This window comes from Micromonospora sp. NPDC000663 (genome assembly GCF_042898105.1).
GTDB lineage: Bacteria > Actinomycetota > Actinomycetes > Mycobacteriales > Micromonosporaceae > Micromonospora.
Genome location: NZ_JBIAYR010000001.1, coordinates 1,616,665 through 1,633,897, shown reverse-complemented (window position 1 = coordinate 1,633,897; position 17,233 = coordinate 1,616,665). Strand labels below are relative to the sequence as shown.

Below are 17,233 nucleotides of genomic sequence, written 5' to 3'. Positions count from 1 at the left end.
GGTGCGAATGAGACGGTCGGGTTGGGTCGCCTGTGTGGGCCCGTTCCTCTTCCCGTGGGGTGAGGCGGGATCGCGACGCGTCCACGGACTTGTGGCGTCGCTGGCCGCCGCCGGCTACGACGTGGTGGTCGCCGGCGGTGGGGCGGAGCCGCGCGGCGTCACCCCGCTGCCGGGTGTCGACGGGCCGGGTTCGGTGGCGTACGTCGGCCTCGCGGAGAAACCGCCCCCGGGCGCCGGGCCGCTCGCCAGTTCGGTCCAGACCCTGGTGCGTTGGGGCCAACGGACGGTCCGCTGGCTCGACGCCCAACCGACCAGGCCGTCGCACGTCCTGGTGCACGGCGGTCAGGCCCAGTACATGTACCACCTCCAGCGCTGGTGTCGTCGTCACGACGTGCCGTTGATCGTCGATGTCGTCGACTGGTTCAACGGGCGCTACGTACGCGGCGGGTACCTCGGGCCCCTGCACGCCAGCATGAAGCTCGCCCTGCACCACTACTACCCGCGCTGCGACGGCCTCATCGTGATCAGTTCGTACCTGGAGGACCACTACCGCCGAAGCGGCAGGCCACTCCTGCGGGTGCCGCCCACGCTCGACGTCAAGGGCCTGACGCTCGACGCCCGGCAGACGGCGGCGGGCTCGTCCGGTCTCACGCTCGCCTACGCCGGCAATCCGCACGGGAACAAGAAGGACCTCCTGGGCACCGTCATCGAGGCGGTCAGCCGGGTCCAGCGCGACGGCGCGCGCGTCGAGTTGCGCATCTACGGGCCGACGCCGGACGAGGCACGCCGTCTGTTCGGCGGCCGGGCGCTGCCCGACGGTGTGCGGTGCCTGGGTCGCCTACCGCAGGCCGAGGTGGCCGCCGCCCTCCAGGAGGCGGATTTCACGGTCCTGATCCGTCGGCCGGAACGGGCCGCCGACGCGGGCTTCTCGACGAAGTTCTGCGAGAGCCTGGCCAGCGGCACACCGGTGATCGCCAACCTCACCAGCGACATGAGCAGGTACCTGCGCCCGCACCGTGAGGGGCTGATCTGCCGGGACCATTCGCTCGCCGAGGTCACCGAGGCGATCCGTACGGCTGCCGGTCTGAGCGACGGGCAGCGCAACCTGATGCGCCAGGCCGCACGTAGCCAGGCACTCGAGTCGTTCGACTACCGGGCCTACGCGGAGCCGATCGGGGCGTTCTTCCGGAACTGGGGCTGACGATCCTGGGCTGCCGCGAGCCGCCGCCGTCCGGCGTTGAGTGACTGCATCGCCCAGAGCGCGAGCAGGGTGGCCATCCCGACTATGGATTCCGGCGCCATACCGAGCTGGTTGTTCGCCGGTACGTAGACGACGAGGATGCAGAGCTGGGCGAACAGCAACGTCGGGATCACCCGCCGGGAGGACACCGCCGCACGCCAGGAGCCGGCGAAGAGCCAGCCGACCAGCCCCATGAGCAACGCCGCACCGGGGAACGTGAGGTCGGAGGCGAGCCAGGGATAGATCGTGGCCCAGTACATGCGTGCCGGCCACCCCTTCTCGTGCTCCGTCCGGTCCGGAAAGGGCGGGTGGTCGCTGAGGTCCACTCCGAACCTCTGCTCGGCGAAGATCGCCGCGGACGGTGAGCTACCCAGGCCACGGGACCACTCGAAGGGCACCTGGAGGTTGTAGGAGAGCCCCAGGTAGCCGTGGGTCGGGTAGCCGATGACGTCCGCGACCCCCTCGGCGATCGGCGTGCCGACGACGCGCTCCACAGTGGGGTTGACCTGGACGAGGGCGCCGGTGGTGCCGAACTCGGTCGCCCGCGTCGCATGACTGTGCACCATGTAGATGGCCAGGAGCGCGAACGCCGCGCCGACCACCACGAGCGTTCCGCGACGTCGCGAGCTGATGCGCCGTCGCCGCCGGACCGACGCCCGGGCGACAAGCATCCCCGCCGCCAGCATGACGGCGACGTCGCCGAGCCCCTTCGTGGTGCCGATGAAGAGGTAGAACGCCATGTGCAGCGCCGTCCCGGTCAGGCCGGCGAGCCGCAGCCAGGTGGGCAGAATGCGCCAGTGGACCACCAGCAGGGGTACCAGGGCCACGCTGAGCACGCCGAGCGGGAACAGGATGTTCATCCACGGGCTCGTGGTGCCGATGCCCTCCTGGTAGATCTCGAACTTGTTGAGATAGCCGGTGGCCGGTGCCCTGATGCTCGCCCACACGCTCTGCGGGCCGGTGGCGCCGAACTCGGCCAGTCGCGTCAGGCTCACCACGACGTAGTAGACCGAACTGGCCAGGACCAGCTGTCGCACCTGCCGGATGCGGTCGATGGAATGGGTCGTGACGGTCGCGGACGGCGCACGGCGTGACATCTGCGCCACGTATCCACCGGCGAAGAGGGCCGTCGCCGCGACCACGAAGACGCAGAGCTGGCCCGGGTTCGTGACCTCGCGGGCCAGCCCGGTCAGCCAGAACGCGCCGAACGTGCCGAGCATCCAGGCCAGGGCGAGCCACAGCGGGAGCCAGGTCACCGTCCGGGAGGTCGGTCTTGCGGCGGTGGCGTCCGTCCGCGGTGCGCGGCGGTCAGGCGGCGGCGAGGCCGTGCGCCAGCGGTCGTCGACGTCATCGCGGTACGACCGGTGCCGCCCCCGGCTGATGCCGTCGACGGCTGTCACCACAGTCCACTCCCGACCGGTTGTCCCGGTGAGCGGGCAGCGTCGAGCCGCCGCGAGCCACGCTGTTGAGCGCTACGCGATCCCCCACACCAGAACTGCCCGGACACACCACGCGCAACGACCTCACGACGGGCGAGGCAACGCGGAAACGATCAGTGTGGCCTCGAATCGGGAATTCCTGAACACGCGGTCATAGTCTGTCCTAATTGCGTGAATCACCGCTAATGAGCTGATACCGTCGGCCGAACTGCTTCGAGCGTCCTGAGCTCGGCATTCGCGGCCAGTTCCGCAGACCCGATCGCCTTCGTCGCCGCGCCCAAGGAAACCTGATGGTGAAGAACCCTCTCCGCGCGATCGCCGCGGACCTGCGCGCACTTGGCGGATCCGCGCCGCTGCGCGCCGCGTACGAGACCTCCAAGCGCTCCGGATTCCACGCCGTCCTGTTCCGCGCCCAGGCACGCCGCCACCACCCCCCGGCGCCGGTACCGCTGACAAACGCGCTGCCGAGCAGCGACGAGGCCCGGCAGCGCTGCCTGGACGACGCCCGACGTGTCCTGCACGACGGCCTGCGGGTGTTCGGCGCCCGGGTGGCCACCGGCGTGTCGGCACCGTGGTGCACCGACCCCCTGACCGGGCAGCGGTGGCCGGCCGACGACCCGTGGTGGCGCATCGACATCCGATCCGACGCGCGACTGTCCGACGTGAAGCACATCTGGGAGGCGGCACGCCACCGTGACCTGGTCGTCCTGGCGCGCGCGGCCCGTCTCGACCCGGACGGCCCCTGGCAGGACGGCCTCGACGAGCTGCTGCGGTCCTGGTGCGACCAGTCGCCACCGGAGCGGGGTGTGAACTGGTACTCGAGCCTCGAACTCGCCCTGCGCGCCATCGCCTGGAACCAGATCCTGACGCTGGCCGGCGAACGGCTTCCACGCGAGGTGACGACCGCCATGGACCGGCTGCTGCTGGCCAGCGCCCGGCACCTGATGGTCGAGCTGCCCTACACGGTGAGCAGCATGCGCAACAACCACATGCTCGGCGACGCGCTCGGGCTGATCCTGCTCTCCCGGATGTACCCCACCGCCCGGCGCGCACGGTGGTGGGCGGGCACCGGGGAGAGGATGTTCGCCGCCCAGCAGCGCCGGCACTTCGGACCCGACGGTCGCATGATCGAGGATTCGGTGTCGTACCACCGCTTCGTCCTCGAAATGCTCACCGTGCGGACGCTGCTCGGCGGCGCGCCGGCGAGCGTCCTTCGTGACCTGCGCGCGGCAAGCCTGCACCTGGCCCGGATCGGCGTGTTCGACGGGGACGTCCCGCAGTACGGCGACTGGGACGAGGGCCGGGTGCTCGCCTCCTCCGGCGATCCGCTGGACGTGGCCGGCTCGACCGCGCTCGGGCTCGCGCTGTGCGGCGAGCGGCTGCCGGCACGGTGGTACGCCGACTTCGACGAACTGGCGTGGTACGCGCCGGCACCGGCGCGGGACGCCGCCGGGGACGGGTTCGCGGCGACCACCCGGGGACGGTCGACGACCTCCGGCGGCATCGCGGTGGTCGACAGGGGGCCGTGGCGGGTGTGGTTCAAGGTGGACGGCGGGCCGTCCCACGGGCACGCCGACCTCACCTCGGTCTGGATCAGGCACGGCGGGCACTGGCTGGTCGCCGACCCGGGTACGGGCACCTACAACGGGCCGCTGGAGGTGCGCAACGGGTTGCGCACCTCGGCCGCCCACCCGGTACGACGGCCGGACGGGCGGGACCAGCTCGTCCCCCATCGCGCGTTCCGCTGGCGGCACACCGCGCGTGGGCACCTCGGGCCGCCGCTCGACCTGCCGGACCGCACCGTCCTGTTCGGTTGGCACGACGCGTACGAGCGCGGCGAGCGCCCCATCCGTGTCGGCCGCGCCGTCGTGGTGGCCGACCGGTACGTGGCGATCGTCGAGTTCGTCGACCCGCCGGCGTCCGTCGGGACCTGGTCGCTCACCGTCCCGCTGCACCCCGAGGTGGCGGTGGAGAACGACACACTCGTCGCCGGTGACACCAAGCTCCACCTCTTCGGGCTGGACGGCCACGAGACGGTGCGGGGACGGTCGACGCCGTTCGCGGGCTGGCACAGCCGGACGTACGGGCACTGGGAGCCGGCGACCTGGATCACCGCCGAGAGCCGGGCCGACACCACCGTGTGGGGGTTCGGCACGGTGGCCGGGCCACCGCCCGCACCTGACGCCCTCGACGGTTACGCCTTCGAGGTCACCTGGAGCGAGAGCGGCGCCTCCCTCGCCGTCACGCACCTCGCGTCCGGGACGGTCCGACACGTGGGAGCGCCGCGATGACACACCGCAGAGTCCTCGTCCTCAACCACTTCGCCGTCCCTCCGGGCCAACCCGGCGGCACCCGGCACGTCGAGCTGTTCAGCCGGCTCCCCGGCTGGACGTACGTGATCCTCGCCGGCCGGCGCAACATGATCACCGGTGCGCCGCAACTGCCGGAGCCGGGGTTCCACCCGGTGGCCGTGACGCCGTACCGGGGCAACGGCCTGGGTCGGGTGATGAACTGGGTGAGCTACGCGGTGACGGCCACGGTGGCCGGCCTGCGGCAGCCCCGCCCCGACGTGGTGTACGCGTCCTCGCCGCACCTGCTGGCCGGCCTCTCCGGCTGCGTGGTGGCGACGCTGCGACGCACCCCGTTCGTCCTCGAGGTGCGGGACCTGTGGCCGCGCGTGCTCGTCGAGATGGGCACGTTGTCGGAGACGTCGCTGGCGAACCGCGCGCTGGAGCGCCTGGAGCGGTTCCTGTACCGGCGCGCCGACCGGGTGGTGATCATGGCTCCGGGCGTCCGGGAGGCGATCGAGGGCACGGGCGTGGCACCGGACCGGATCGCGTTCATCCCCAACGCGGCCGACCCCGAGGACTTCACCCCCAGCGCCGACCGCGACGAGCTGCGCCGCCGGTACGGCTTCACCCGCCGCACCGCGGTGTACGCGGGGGCGCACGGCCCGGCCAACGGGCTCGACCTGCTGCTGGCCGCCGCCGAGGCGGTGCCCGAGATCGACGTCGTGCTGGTGGGCTCCGGCGTGGAGAAGGCGCGCCTGCGAGCCAGGGCGCGCGGCATCCGTACCGTGCGGTTCCTGGACCCGGTGCCCAAGACCGAGATCCCCGACCTGCTGCACGCGGCGGACGTCGGGCTGCACGTGCTCGCCGACGTCGAGCTGTTCCGGGCCGGGGTGAGCCCCAACAAGGTGTTCGACTACATGGCGGCCGGCCTGCCGATCGTCACCAACAGCCCGGGAATCGTCGGTGACCTCGTCATGGGCGCCGACTCCGGGTTTGTGACCCCGCCGGGTCACCTCGCCCACGGCCTCGCCCAGATGGTGCAGGCGAGCCCCGACGAGTTGACGAAGATGGGCGCGGCCGGCCGTCGCTGGATCCGGGAACACCAGTCCCGCTCGGCGATGGCGCTCGCGCTCGCGCGACTGCTCGGCCCGCTTGTCGACGGCGGGGACGAGGCGGCACGCTAAGCCGCTCGGCCGTCAGAGGGTGAAGCCGGTGCTCACGCTGCTGTCCGCGTCGAGCTGCGTGGGCAGACGCGACGGCTGCTCCTCGGCGCCCGTCAGGGCGGCGACGGCGGACAGCGCCGCGCGGGTCGTACCCAACGACGCGTCGAGTTCGCCGTCGTCGGACGCGTCGCCGGCGATCACCGCCCGCGTGTGGGCGAGCAGTTCCCGGTGTCCCTTCCCACCGGACACCCGCTTCACCTCGCGACCGTCGATCTCCAGGCGCTGGAAGTCGTCGATCAGTATCGTGCGCCCCCGGCCGAGGATCTCCAGACGCTCCTTGGGCGTACGCCGGTGCCCACCGGTGGAGTAGGTGATCGTCGCGGTGGACCCGTTCGGGTAGCCGAGCAGGACGCTCACGTCCTCCTCCAACCCCGGCTCACCACGACCACTGCCGTACGCGGACACGACCCGGGGCTGCTCGCCCACCAGCCACGAGGCGAGGTCCAGGAAGTGGCACACCTCGCCACGGACGCGACCGCCCTGACGCCGGTCGTGGTACCAGTGCGAGTCGGGCAGCTGCCCGGCGTTGATCCGGTACGCGGCGGTCACCGGCCCGGAGCCGGCGGCCAGTGCCGTCCTGGCCGCGAGCACCATCGGCGCGTGCCTGCGGTTGAAGCCGACGAACAGGTGCCCGCGGTTGCGCTGGTACGCGGCCGTGACCTCGTCGAGTTCGTCCTGTGTCAACGCGAGCGGCTTCTCCACGAAGACGTGCTTGCCGGCGTCGAGCGACTGCACCACCAGGCGGGCGTGCGAGTCGTGGCGACTCAGGATGAACACGACGTCGACGTCGTCGCGGACCAGCAGATCCTCGACGGTGGGCGCCACCACGCCGATGCCGTTGCGCTCGGCGGCGTGGCGGGCCGACAGACCCTTGGCGGACGTGATGGCGGCGAGGTCGTCCGCCCAGCCCGCGGCCTTGAGCGCGGGCAGGAACGTCGCCCTGGCGTAGTTTCCGGCCCCGATGAGGCCCGCCCGGGGCGACGCGGAGGTGCGGCGCGGCCGGATCGTGATGGTCTGCCGGGACGGCTGCGCGGGAGCCGAGTAGTCGAGCTGCACCGCGAGCGAACGCGGATCCGACGCCAGCACCTCGTACGCCGACGTCGCCCGCTGCACGTCGAAGACGTGGGTGACCAGGTCGTCGACCGCGACCCGTCCGCTTGCCACCAGATCGAGGTATGCCTCGAGGTTGCGTCGCGCCGTCCAGCGCACGTGGCCGATCGGGTAGTCGATGCCCCACTCCTCGTACGCCCGGTCGTAGCGGCCGGGGCCGTAGCTGCGGGCGAACCGCAGATCCAGCTCGCGCTCGTAGAACCGCCGACGGTCGAGGTCCAGGCCGACGTCGCCGACCACGACCAGCCGGGCACGGTCGCGGGCGATCTCGGCGCTGCGCGCGACAGGCTCCGACGAGGCTGTCGCCGCAGTGATCAGGACCGCGTCGACGCCCCGACCACGGGTCAGTTCCCGGATCTGTTCGGTGGTCGCCGCACCTGCCTCGACGAGACCGACCGCGCCGCCGCCTCCGGCCAGGTCGGCGGTCCACTGGCGCAGGTCGATGCCTATGACGGTGAGGCCCGAGGCGAGCGCCAGGCGTACGGTCAGCTGCCCGACCAGGCCGAGGCCGACCACGGCGACCGAGCCGCCGAGCCCCACCTCGGCCTGCCGCAGGCCCTGCAACGCGATCGCCGCCACCGCGCCGAACGCGGCCGCCTGGTCCGACACCGCATCGGGTACGGGTACCGCGAGCAGACCCGGCACCGCCTGATACTCGGCGTGCCCGGCGGACGCGGTGGCCACCCGCATACCGGGGCGGATCCCGTCGGTCGCGGCGCCGGCGGTGACCACGACACCGGCGGCGCTGTATCCGAGTGGCATGTCCTCGTCGAGCCGGCTGCGTACCGCCGCGAGCGTCGAGCGCACCCCGCCGGTACGCGCCCGGTTGACGACCTGGCGGACGAGGTCCGGCCGCGCCCGCGCCTTGCGCAGCAGACTCGCCGACGCCAGCTCACGTACGGCCCGCTCGGTCCCCGCCGAGAGCAGGGACCTGCGGGTGGCGACGAGCACCTCGGTCGGGCCGGGCTCCGGCTGTGGGACCTCGACGACCTTCAGCTCGCCGGCGGACACGGACTGGACGATCTGCTTCACGTGGGGACCGCCTGCCATCAGGGAGTAGGAACATCGCTCGCGGCAGGGCTCCCTCGGGCAGCGCAAACCGCAACGCATCCGTCATTCGACATTGTATAGAGAGCACAGGCATCAAACTGGATAACTTGTACTATTGCCGCGTCGCTCCTGATTCGCGTCGGCCACGAGGAGACACATGCCAGCCGGGATCGTTCTGCACGTCACGGGGGCTCGTCCCAACTTCCCCAAGGCGGCGCCCGTGGTCCGCGCGCTCGAGGGGCACGGCGTCCGGCAACGCCTCGTCCACACCGGACAGCACTACGACGAGCGGATGTCCGAGGTCTTCTTCCGCCAACTGCGCCTGCCCGAACCGGACATCAACCTCGGCGTCGGGTCGGGCAGCCACGCCAGCCAGACCGCCCGCGTGATGACCGGCCTGGAGGAGCTGATGGTCGCCGAACGGCCCGCACTCACAGTCGTGTACGGCGACGTCAACTCGGCACTCGCGGCGGCTCTCGTGGCATCCAAGTTGGACATCCCGGTCGCACACGTGGAGGCGGGCCTGCGCAGCTTCGACAGGTCCATGCCCGAGGAGATCAACCGCGTCGTCGTCGACCACGTGGCAGACCTGCTGTTCGCCACCAGCCCCGACGCCGTGACCCACCTGCGCGACGAGGGCATCGCGGCGGAGAAGATCCACCTGGTCGGCAACCCCATGATCGACACGCTGCTGGCGAACCTCGACCGCTTCGACGTCGCCGGCATCCGCGCTGCGCTGTCGCTCCCCGAGCGTTACGTGGTGGCGACACTGCACCGGCCCGGCAACGTCGACGACCCGGCGGACGTCGTCGATCTGGTGAAGGCGATGCACGCCGTGGCCGACCACCTGCCCGTCATCCTGCCGCTGCACCCGCGCGGGCGGCGGCAGCTCGAGAACGCGGGCCTGCTCTCGCACCGCGCCCTGCGCGTGGTCGAACCGCTGGGCTACCTGGAGTTCGTGAGCCTGGTACGTGGCGCGGTGGTCGTCGTCACCGACTCCGGTGGCGTGCAGGAGGAGACGACGATGCTCGGCGTGCCGTGTCTGACCCTGCGACCCAACACCGAGCGCCCGATCACCATCACGCACGGCACCAACCGGCTCGTCACCCGCTCGACGCTCGCCGACGCCCTGGCGAACACCCTGACGGCGGGACGGCAGACCCTGCGTCCCACACCGCCGATGTGGGACGGCGCGGCAGGCAGACGCATCGCGGAGATCATCTCCAGGGTGCTCCGTTAGCCGGCCCGGCGCACCTTCGACGTACGCCGGACGGGTCCGACGCCGATGTGGTGAGCTGTACGGGTGTCGGGGCTGGGACTTGTGCTGCACCCCACCCGGGATGTCACCGAGGTGGTCGGGATCATCGAACGGTGGGCGACGCGCCACCACAAGACGCTCATGGTGCGTGCCGAGGACAAGCATCGGGTACCGGCCAGCGTCGAACCCGTACCCGAGGGCGAGGTGGCCGCCCGCGCCGACGCGTTGATCAGCATCGGTGGTGACGGCACGATGCTGGGCGCGCTGCGCTCCGCGATACACGACCCGAAGCCGGTGCTCGGCGTCCACCTGGGTCGGCTCGGTTTCCTCGTGGAGGTCGAACCGCCGGAGCTGCCCGACGCGCTGAGCCGGTTGCTGTCCAAGGACTTCACAGTCGAGTCGCACGCCTGCCTGGCCTGCGACGTGTGCGGTGACGACGTCGTGGCGTTCAACGACATCGCCCTGGTCCGCAAGCCCGGTTCCGGCTTCGTCTCCGCCACCCTCGCGGTGGACGGCCAGCAGTACGGCTACTACCGCGCCGACGCCGTCGTGGTGAGCACGCCGATCGGCTCCACCGCGTACAGCTATGCCGCAGGCGGCCCGCTGATCTCCCCGGCGGCGGACGCGGTGGTGGTCACCCCGTCGGCGCCGATGGCCGGCATCTCCCGGTCGGTGGTGCTCTCCCCGGACGAGAAGATCCGCCTGGAGTTGGAGCCCCACTCGTCGTCGGTCGTGGTGGAGGTGGACGGGCTGGTGCTTCGCGACGCGGCGACCGAGGGGGCTGTGGACATCGGTTACCGCCGCAACGCCGGGCTGGTGGTCCGCTTGGACCCGCTGCGCTACCAGGAACGCAACCAGCTGAAGATGGGCCTGCTGGACCTGCCGTTCCTGCCGGAACAGCTCCGTGAGCTGCTCCCGCAGGAACTCCGCAAACCGCAGGAGGACATCGCCCCGCCCTGCTGACCCACCCCGGCTCCCGGAAGGCGGGCCCTCGGGGTGGGGTCAGGACTGGGCCAGGGCCTTGTCCACCAGGCTCTTGGCCTCCTGCTGGATCTGCTTGAGGTGGTCGGGGCCCTGGAAGGACTCGGCGTAGATCTTGTAGACGTCCTCCGTGCCGGAGGGCCGTGCGGCGAACCAGCCGGACTCGGTGCTGACCTTCAGACCGCCGATCGGGGCCCCGTTGCCGGGCGCGGTGGTCAGCGTCGCGGTGATCGGCTCGCCGGCCAGCTCGGTGGCGTCGACCTGCTCCGGGGAGAGCTTGCCGAGCACTGCCTTCTGCTCCCGGGTGGCCGGCGCGTCGATCCGGGCGTACGAGGGCGCGCCGAACCGTTCGGCCAGGTCCGCCCAGTGCTCGCTCGGGCTGCGCCCGGTGGTGGCCAGGATCTCGGAGGCGAGCAGGCAGAGCAGGATGCCGTCCTTGTCGGTGGTCCAGGTCGAGCCGTCGCGGCGCAGGAAGGACGCCCCGGCGCTCTCCTCACCGCCGAAGCCGACCGCGCCGTCGAGAAGGCCGGGCACGAACCACTTGAAGCCGACCGGCACCTCCAGCAGCGGCCGACCCAGGTCGGCGGCCACCCGGTCGATCATCGAGGACGACACAAGGGTCTTGCCCACCGCGGCGGCCGGCCCCCACTCGGCGCGGGTCCGGAACAGGTGCCCGATCGCCACCGCCAGGAAGTGGTTGGGGTTCATCAGGCCGGCGTCCGGCGTGACGATGCCGTGCCGGTCCGCGTCGGCGTCGTTGCCCGTGGAGATCTGGTAGGCGGCCCGGGCGGCGATCAGCGACGCCATCGCGTTCGGCGACGAGCAGTCCATCCGGATCTTGCCGTCGCCGTCCAGGGTCATGAAACGCCAGGTCGGGTCGACAATCGGGTTGACCACCGTCAGGTCCAGGCGGTGCCGTTCGGCGATCTCCCCCCAGTACGCCACGCTCGCCCCGCCCAGCGGGTCCGCGCCGATCCGGATCCCGGCGTCGCGGATGGCGTCGATGTCGATAGCCGACGGCAGGTCGTCGACGTAGTGGGCGAGGAAGTCGTACTCCCCTGTGGTGTCGGCGGCCCGGGCCCGCGCGTAGGTGATCCGGCGGACCTCCTTGAGCCCGGCGGCCAGGATGGCGTTGGCCCGGTCCTGGATCCACCGGGTCACGTCGGTGTCGGCCGGCCCGCCGTTCGTCGGGTTGTACTTGAAGCCGCCGTCGTCCGGCGGGTTGTGCGACGGGGTGATGACGATGCCGTCGGCGAGCCCGCTGGTGCGCCCCCGGTTGTGGGTGAGGATCGCGTGCGACAGCGCCGGAGTCGGGGTGTAGCCGTCGCGGCTGTCGACGAGCACGGTGACCCCGTTGGCGGCGAGGACCTCCAGGGCGTCCACGGCGGCCGGCGCGGAGAGCGCGTGGGTGTCCCGGGCGAGGAACAACGGGCCGTCCAGGCCCTGCTCGCGGCGGTAGTCGCAGAGCGCCTGGGTGACCGCCAGGATGTGGTCGGAGTTGAACGCGTTGCGCAGGCTGGAACCCCGGTGGCCGGAGGTGCCGAAGGAGACCTGCTGCGCCGGGTCCGCTGGGTCCGGGTGCTCGGCGTAGTAGGCGGTCACCAGGCGCGGCACGTCGACCAGGTCGGCGGGCTCGGCGGGCTGGCCGGCACGGGGGTGGGTCACTGCGGGATCCTCCTCGAAGAGTGCGGGTCGGTCACGGCTCGACCCGCTGGCCCTTGCCGATGACCACGATGCCGTTGTCGGAGACGGTGTAGCGCTGCCTGTCCTTCTCCAGGTCGACGCCGATCTCGGCGCCCTCCGGGACGAACACGTTCTTGTCCAGGATGGCGCGGCGGACCACCGCGTGTCGGCCGATCTCCACACCCTCCATGAGCACCGAGCCCTCGACGTGCGCCCAGGAGTGCACCCGCACCTTCGGCGAGACGATCGAGTTCTCCACGAGTGAGCCGGAGATCACCACCCCGGGGGAGACCATCGAGCCGACCGCGCGGCCGACCCGCTCACCCCACTGGTGGACGAACTTCGCCGGCGGCCACGGTGGCTGCTCCGTGTAGATCGGCCAGTCGAAGTTGTAGAGGTTGAACACGGGGTGCACGTTGATCAGATCCATGTGCGCGTCGTAGAACGAGTCGAGCGTCCCCACGTCGCGCCAGTAGCCGCGGTCACGGTCGGTGCTGCCCGGCACCTCGTTGTCGCGGAAGTCGTAGACGTTCGCCTCGCCGCGCTCCACGAGCATCGGGATGATGCTGCCGCCCATGTCGTGCTTGCTGGTCTTGTCCTCCGCGTCGCGTTCGACCGCCTCGCACAGCGCGCGGGTGGTGAAGACGTAGTTGCCCATCGAGGCGTAGATCTCGTCCGGCGCGTCGGGCAGGCCCACCGCGTCGGTGGGCTTCTCGCGGAACGCCCGGATCTTCCGGCCGTCCTCGCCGACCTCGATGACACCGAACTGGTCGGCCATCGACAGCGGCTGGCGGATGCCGGCGACGGTCACCGCCGCGCCGGAGGCGATGTGGTCCTCCACCATCTGCCGGGGGTCCATCCGGTAGATGTGGTCGGCGCCGAAGACGATCACGTAGTCGGGCTGCTCGTCGTTGATCAGGTTGAAGCTCTGGTAGATGGCGTCGGCCGAGCCGGCGAACCACCACGGGCCACGACGCTGCTGCGCGGGCACCGGGGTGACGTAGTTGCCGAGCAGCGTGGACATGCGCCAGGTCTTGGTGATGTGCCGGTCGAGGGAGTGGGACTTGTACTGGGTCAGCACGACGATCTTGAGATAGCCGGCGTTGGCCAGGTTGGAGAGGACGAAGTCGACCATGCGGTACATCCCGCCGAACGGGACGGCCGGCTTGGCCCGGTCCGTGGTGAGTGGCATCAGGCGCTTGCCCTCCCCACCCGCCAGGACGATCGCGAGCACCTTGGCAGCCATGCCCCGACGCTATCCACCCGCGTCGGACTTCACCACTCGTACGGGGAGTCTTCTGCACTAGGGTGCGAGGTCATGACGGAACCCACCCCGCTGCGCGTCGACCTGCTCACCCGCGAATACCCGCCGGAGGTCTACGGCGGCGCGGGCGTGCACGTCGAGTACCTGGCCCGGGAGTTGCGCCGCCACACCGACGTACGGGTGCACTGCTTCGGTGAGCCGCGCACCGAGCCGGGTGTCACCGCGTACCCCGAGCCGCCCGGCCTGACCGGTGCGAACGCCGCGCTGCGCACGATGGGCGTCGATCTGGAGATGGCCGCCGGGACGGCGGGCGCCGACGTGGTGCACAGCCACACCTGGTACGCCAACCTGGCCGGGCACACCGCGAAACTGCTGCACGGAGTGCCGCACGTGGTGACCGCGCACAGCCTGGAGCCGCTGCGTCCGTGGAAGGCCGAGCAGCTCGGCGGCGGTTACGCGCTCTCGTCCTGGATCGAACGCACGGCGTACGAGTCGGCCGACGCGATCGTCGCGGTCAGCGGGGGGATGCGTAACGACGTGCTCACCGCCTACCCGCAGATCGACCCGGACCGGGTCCGGGTGGTCTACAACGGCATCGACACCGTCCAGTACGCCCCGGACGCCGGCACCGACGTGCTCGACCGGCTCGGCATCGACCCGGCCCGGCCCAGCGTCGCCTACGTGGGAAGGATCACTCGGCAGAAGGGGCTGCCGTACCTGCTGCGCGCCGCCCGCGAGCTGCCGGCGGACACGCAGCTCGTGCTGCTCGCCGGCGCGCCGGACACGGCCGAGATCGCTGCCGAGGTCGAGGAGCTGGTGGCCGAGCTGCGGGCCAACCGGTCAGGCGTGGTCTGGGTGGCCGAGATGCTTCCCAAGCCCGAGGTGATCCAGGTGCTCACCCACGCCACCGTCTTCGTCTGCCCGTCCGTGTACGAGCCGATGGGCATCGTCAACCTGGAGGCGATGGCCTGCGAGACGGCGGTGGTGGCGACCGCCACCGGCGGCATCCCCGAGGTCGTGGCCGACGGCGAGACCGGCCTGCTGGTGCCGATCGAGCAGGCCACCGACGGCTCCGGCACCCCGCTGGCGCCGGCCCGTTTCGTGGCCGACCTGGCGGCGGCGATCGACACGCTGCTGGCCGACGCGGCGCGCACCGAACGGTTCGGCCTGGCCGGGCGGCGGCGCGCGGTGGAGCACTTCTCCTGGGACGCCATCGCCCGGCAGACGCTCGACGTCTACCGCTCGCTGCTGCCGCAGGGGCGCTGACGGAGAACGCCGTCGGACCGCGCCCGCGCTAGATCGAACTGCCGAGCCAGACGCCGAGCGCGGCCAGCACGAGGCCGGCGCAGAGGCTGCCGCGGGCTGCGCGGGCATCACCCGCTCGGTCCGGCTCAGATCGCCGTTCCCGGCGGGGACTTGAGCAGTGACGTCGCCTCGGCGACATGACCACCACGCCCATCGCGTAGCGCGCTGGCGGCGATGCGGATCAGGTCGATGTTCACCCCTGCGGCACCACTCGGATCATGCACCTTCAGTTTCACGTCGAGGCTCACCGAGGTTTCACCCCAGCCCTGCGCCTCAAGGTTGAGGTGCGCCACCTTCTGCGACGCGAGATGCGGCAGGTAGCCCAGCGGAGCCACCTCGACGCGGTCAGCCGCCGACAGGGCATTGAGTTTGGACTGCTTCTTGGTGTTGGGGTTCTCGACCAGGTTGCGGAAGTCTTCGGTGCCACCCAGATTGACCTGGTAGGAGCTGACCAGAGTGAGGCCCCGTTCCCGCAGCAGCAGCAACAGCGCGTTGTGCAGCACCGAGGTGCCGAACTGGCTGGCCAGGTCATCGCCGATCAACGGCAGACCGGCCGCCTCGAACCTGCCCATCCACTGCGGATCCCGGGCCACCGGGTCGGAGGTGGTGTTGACGAAGGCCAGGCCTGCCTGGTGCGCGGCTTCGGCGTACGCCCGCGCCGTCTGGGGCCGGCCACTCGGAGCCGAGTAGAGCAGCACCTCCGCCCCGGCCAGCGCCGCCGCCACCCGGTCCACCCCGCTCGCGTCGACAAGCCCTTCGGTGACGGGGACACCTGCCTCGGGCAGGTCGCAGTCGAGCCGGGGGAAATTGTTGGGCGGTAGGAAGATCGCCTCGGTCAGGTCCCTGCCGACCTTCTCCGGGGAGGTAGCGAAGGCCGCGACGAACTCGATGTCACCCACCGCGAGCCCGTCGACGATCGGCCTGCGGACACCCACCAGACTCCCGCTGTGGCGGTGCAGAGCGATCCCCTGCACCAGCGCGGAGGTGTTGTTGCCGACGCCGACGACAGCTACCTTCACCCGTTCGATCATGGCCGGAGGCTACGTCACTCTCCGACCTACGGTGGTGCCCTGATCCGCTGCGACCCGACCACTTTCGGTGCCGAAAAATGTCGTACACCTGTCCTAATCTTTGGTCGTGTTCGATGCGTTGGAGCAGGCTGAGGCCGCGGTGGCGGCATGCTTCGACACGGCCATCTGGGCCGCCGATGAGCGCGACATCGTGGCGGCGCTGGACGCGGCGCATCGGCTGGAGCAGCGCCTGGCAGCGGTCAAGCTGAGCCTCGTACGCGAGCTGGACGGTCGGGGCACCGCCTCCACGCAGGGCGCGTCCTCGACGGCGGTGTGGCTGCGGGACCGGCTGCGACTCGGGGTCGGCGCCGCCCGGCGCCTGGTCGAGCTGGCCGCCACGCTCGACGCCGCCCCGGCCGGGGTGCGCGACGCGCTGGCCGGAGGGTCGGTCACCGTGGAACAGGTCCGGGTCATCGCCGACACGGTTGAGACCGTGCACAGCGCCGCCGGCGCGGAGGCCGCCGACAAGGCAGTCGGTCTCCTCGTCGACTGGGCGGCGCAGTTCGACGCCGCCCTGCTGCGCAGGCTCGGCACCCGGATCCTCGACCACGTCGCCCCGGACGTCGCCGCCGCCGACGAGGCGGCGCTACGGGCGCAGGAGTCGCGGGCCGCCCGGGACCGGCACATCACCATCAGCGAGCAGACCGACGGCCGGCTACGCCTCGCCGGCATCCTCGACACCGAGGCCGCCGCCGCGTTGCGCGCCGCCATCGACCCGCTCACCACGCCCACCGGCCCCGACGACACCCGCACCCCGGCGCAGCGCCGCCACGACGCCCTGGCCGACATCTGCCGGCTCGCCCTTCGGACCGGTGAGCTGCCCGAAACCGGCGGCGACCCCGCCCAGCTCGTCGTCACCACCACCTACGACGGGTTGGCGCGGCAGTTGGGCGCGGGAGCCCTCGACACCGGCTTACAGCTCACCCCCGAGGCCGTGCGTCGGCTCGCCTGCGACGCCGCCATCCTCCCCGCCGTCCTCGGGGGCATCGGGCAGGCACTCGACGTCGGTCGACAACGACGCCTCATCAGCGGTCCGTTGCGACGGGCCCTGGTGTTGCGCGACGGCGGATGTGCGTTCCCCGGCTGCGACCGCCCGCCCCGCTGGTGCGACGGTCACCACATCCGGCACTGGGCCGACGGCGGCGACACCAGCCTCGACAACGCCGTGCTGCTCTGCGGGCACCACCACCGACACCTCCACCGCGGCGACTGGGCCGTCCGCCTCGGCGGCGACGGCCACCCCGAGTTCATCCCACCGGCCTGGCTCGATCCCGAACAGGTCCCCCCGTCGCAACCACTACCACCGACGCAGATAGGCC

Annotated in this window: 11 protein-coding genes and 1 pseudogene; 7 read left to right on the top strand and 5 right to left on the bottom strand. The window is 71.4% G+C overall.

Going from position 1 to position 17,233, the window contains the following annotated elements; genetic code table 11:
- The first annotated feature begins 7 nt into the window (after positions 1-7).
- A complete protein-coding gene (locus ACFY1S_RS07715) occupies positions 8-1,201 on the top strand; it encodes a glycosyltransferase (RefSeq protein WP_387113841.1) in 1,194 nt (397 codons plus the stop codon).
- Here the strand turns inward: ACFY1S_RS07715 and ACFY1S_RS07710 are convergent.
- The gene (locus tag ACFY1S_RS07710) at positions 1,159-2,496 is read right to left on the bottom strand and encodes a hypothetical protein (protein WP_387113839.1); all 1,338 of its coding nucleotides are present in this window, start codon (positions 2,494-2,496) and stop codon (positions 1,159-1,161) included. The two genes, ACFY1S_RS07715 and ACFY1S_RS07710, sit on opposite strands and share 43 nt — an antisense overlap.
- A 473-nt stretch (positions 2,497-2,969) precedes the next feature.
- Between ACFY1S_RS07710 and ACFY1S_RS07705 the strand changes: the two genes are divergently transcribed.
- Both ACFY1S_RS07705 and ACFY1S_RS07700 read left to right on the top strand, forming a co-directional pair.
- Positions 2,970-4,970, top strand: coding sequence for a heparinase II/III family protein (locus ACFY1S_RS07705; RefSeq protein WP_387113837.1), 2,001 nt, complete (start codon positions 2,970-2,972; stop codon positions 4,968-4,970).
- Positions 4,967-6,154, top strand: a complete 1,188-nt coding sequence (locus tag ACFY1S_RS07700; RefSeq protein WP_387113835.1) for a glycosyltransferase family 4 protein — start codon at positions 4,967-4,969, stop codon at positions 6,152-6,154. The genes ACFY1S_RS07705 and ACFY1S_RS07700 overlap by 4 nt, the downstream gene beginning before the upstream one ends.
- 12 nt (positions 6,155-6,166) lie before the next feature.
- Here ACFY1S_RS07700 and ACFY1S_RS07695 read toward each other — a convergent pair whose 3' ends face one another.
- Entirely contained in the window at positions 6,167-8,335 is a 2,169-nt protein-coding gene (locus tag ACFY1S_RS07695; protein ID WP_387113833.1) for a Gfo/Idh/MocA family oxidoreductase, read from the bottom strand.
- Positions 8,336-8,510: 175 nt separating this feature from the next.
- Between ACFY1S_RS07695 and wecB the strand changes: the two genes are divergently transcribed.
- The gene (gene wecB / locus ACFY1S_RS07690) at positions 8,511-9,593 is read left to right on the top strand and encodes a non-hydrolyzing UDP-N-acetylglucosamine 2-epimerase (RefSeq protein WP_387113831.1); all 1,083 of its coding nucleotides are present in this window, start codon (positions 8,511-8,513) and stop codon (positions 9,591-9,593) included.
- 72 nt (positions 9,594-9,665) lie between these two features.
- Positions 9,666-10,574, top strand: a complete 909-nt coding sequence (locus ACFY1S_RS07685; RefSeq protein WP_387114376.1) for an NAD(+)/NADH kinase — start codon at positions 9,666-9,668, stop codon at positions 10,572-10,574.
- A gap of 39 nt (positions 10,575-10,613) precedes the next feature.
- Here the strand turns inward: ACFY1S_RS07685 and pgm are convergent, their stop codons facing one another.
- On the bottom strand, positions 10,614-12,257 hold the full coding sequence (gene pgm, locus ACFY1S_RS07680; RefSeq protein WP_387113829.1) for a phosphoglucomutase (alpha-D-glucose-1,6-bisphosphate-dependent): 1,644 nt from the start codon (positions 12,255-12,257) through the stop codon (positions 10,614-10,616).
- Between the two features lie 31 nt (positions 12,258-12,288).
- The gene (glgC, locus tag ACFY1S_RS07675) at positions 12,289-13,521 is read right to left on the bottom strand and encodes a glucose-1-phosphate adenylyltransferase (RefSeq protein WP_387113827.1); all 1,233 of its coding nucleotides are present in this window, start codon (positions 13,519-13,521) and stop codon (positions 12,289-12,291) included.
- Between the two features lie 72 nt (positions 13,522-13,593).
- On the opposite strand from glgC, the gene glgA reads away from it, so the two are divergent.
- Positions 13,594-14,805, top strand: a complete 1,212-nt coding sequence (glgA, locus tag ACFY1S_RS07670) for a glycogen synthase (protein WP_387113825.1) — start codon at positions 13,594-13,596, stop codon at positions 14,803-14,805.
- Positions 14,806-14,930: 125 nt separating this feature from the next.
- On the opposite strand, the gene ACFY1S_RS07665 is transcribed toward glgA, so the two are convergent.
- A complete protein-coding gene (locus ACFY1S_RS07665; RefSeq protein ID WP_387113823.1) occupies positions 14,931-15,875 on the bottom strand; it encodes an inositol-3-phosphate synthase in 945 nt (314 codons plus the stop codon).
- Positions 15,876-15,981: 106 nt separating this feature from the next.
- Between ACFY1S_RS07665 and ACFY1S_RS07660 the strand changes: the two are divergent.
- A pseudogene (locus ACFY1S_RS07660) lies at positions 15,982-17,230 on the top strand (DUF222 domain-containing protein).
- The last annotated feature ends 3 nt before the right edge of the window (positions 17,231-17,233 follow it).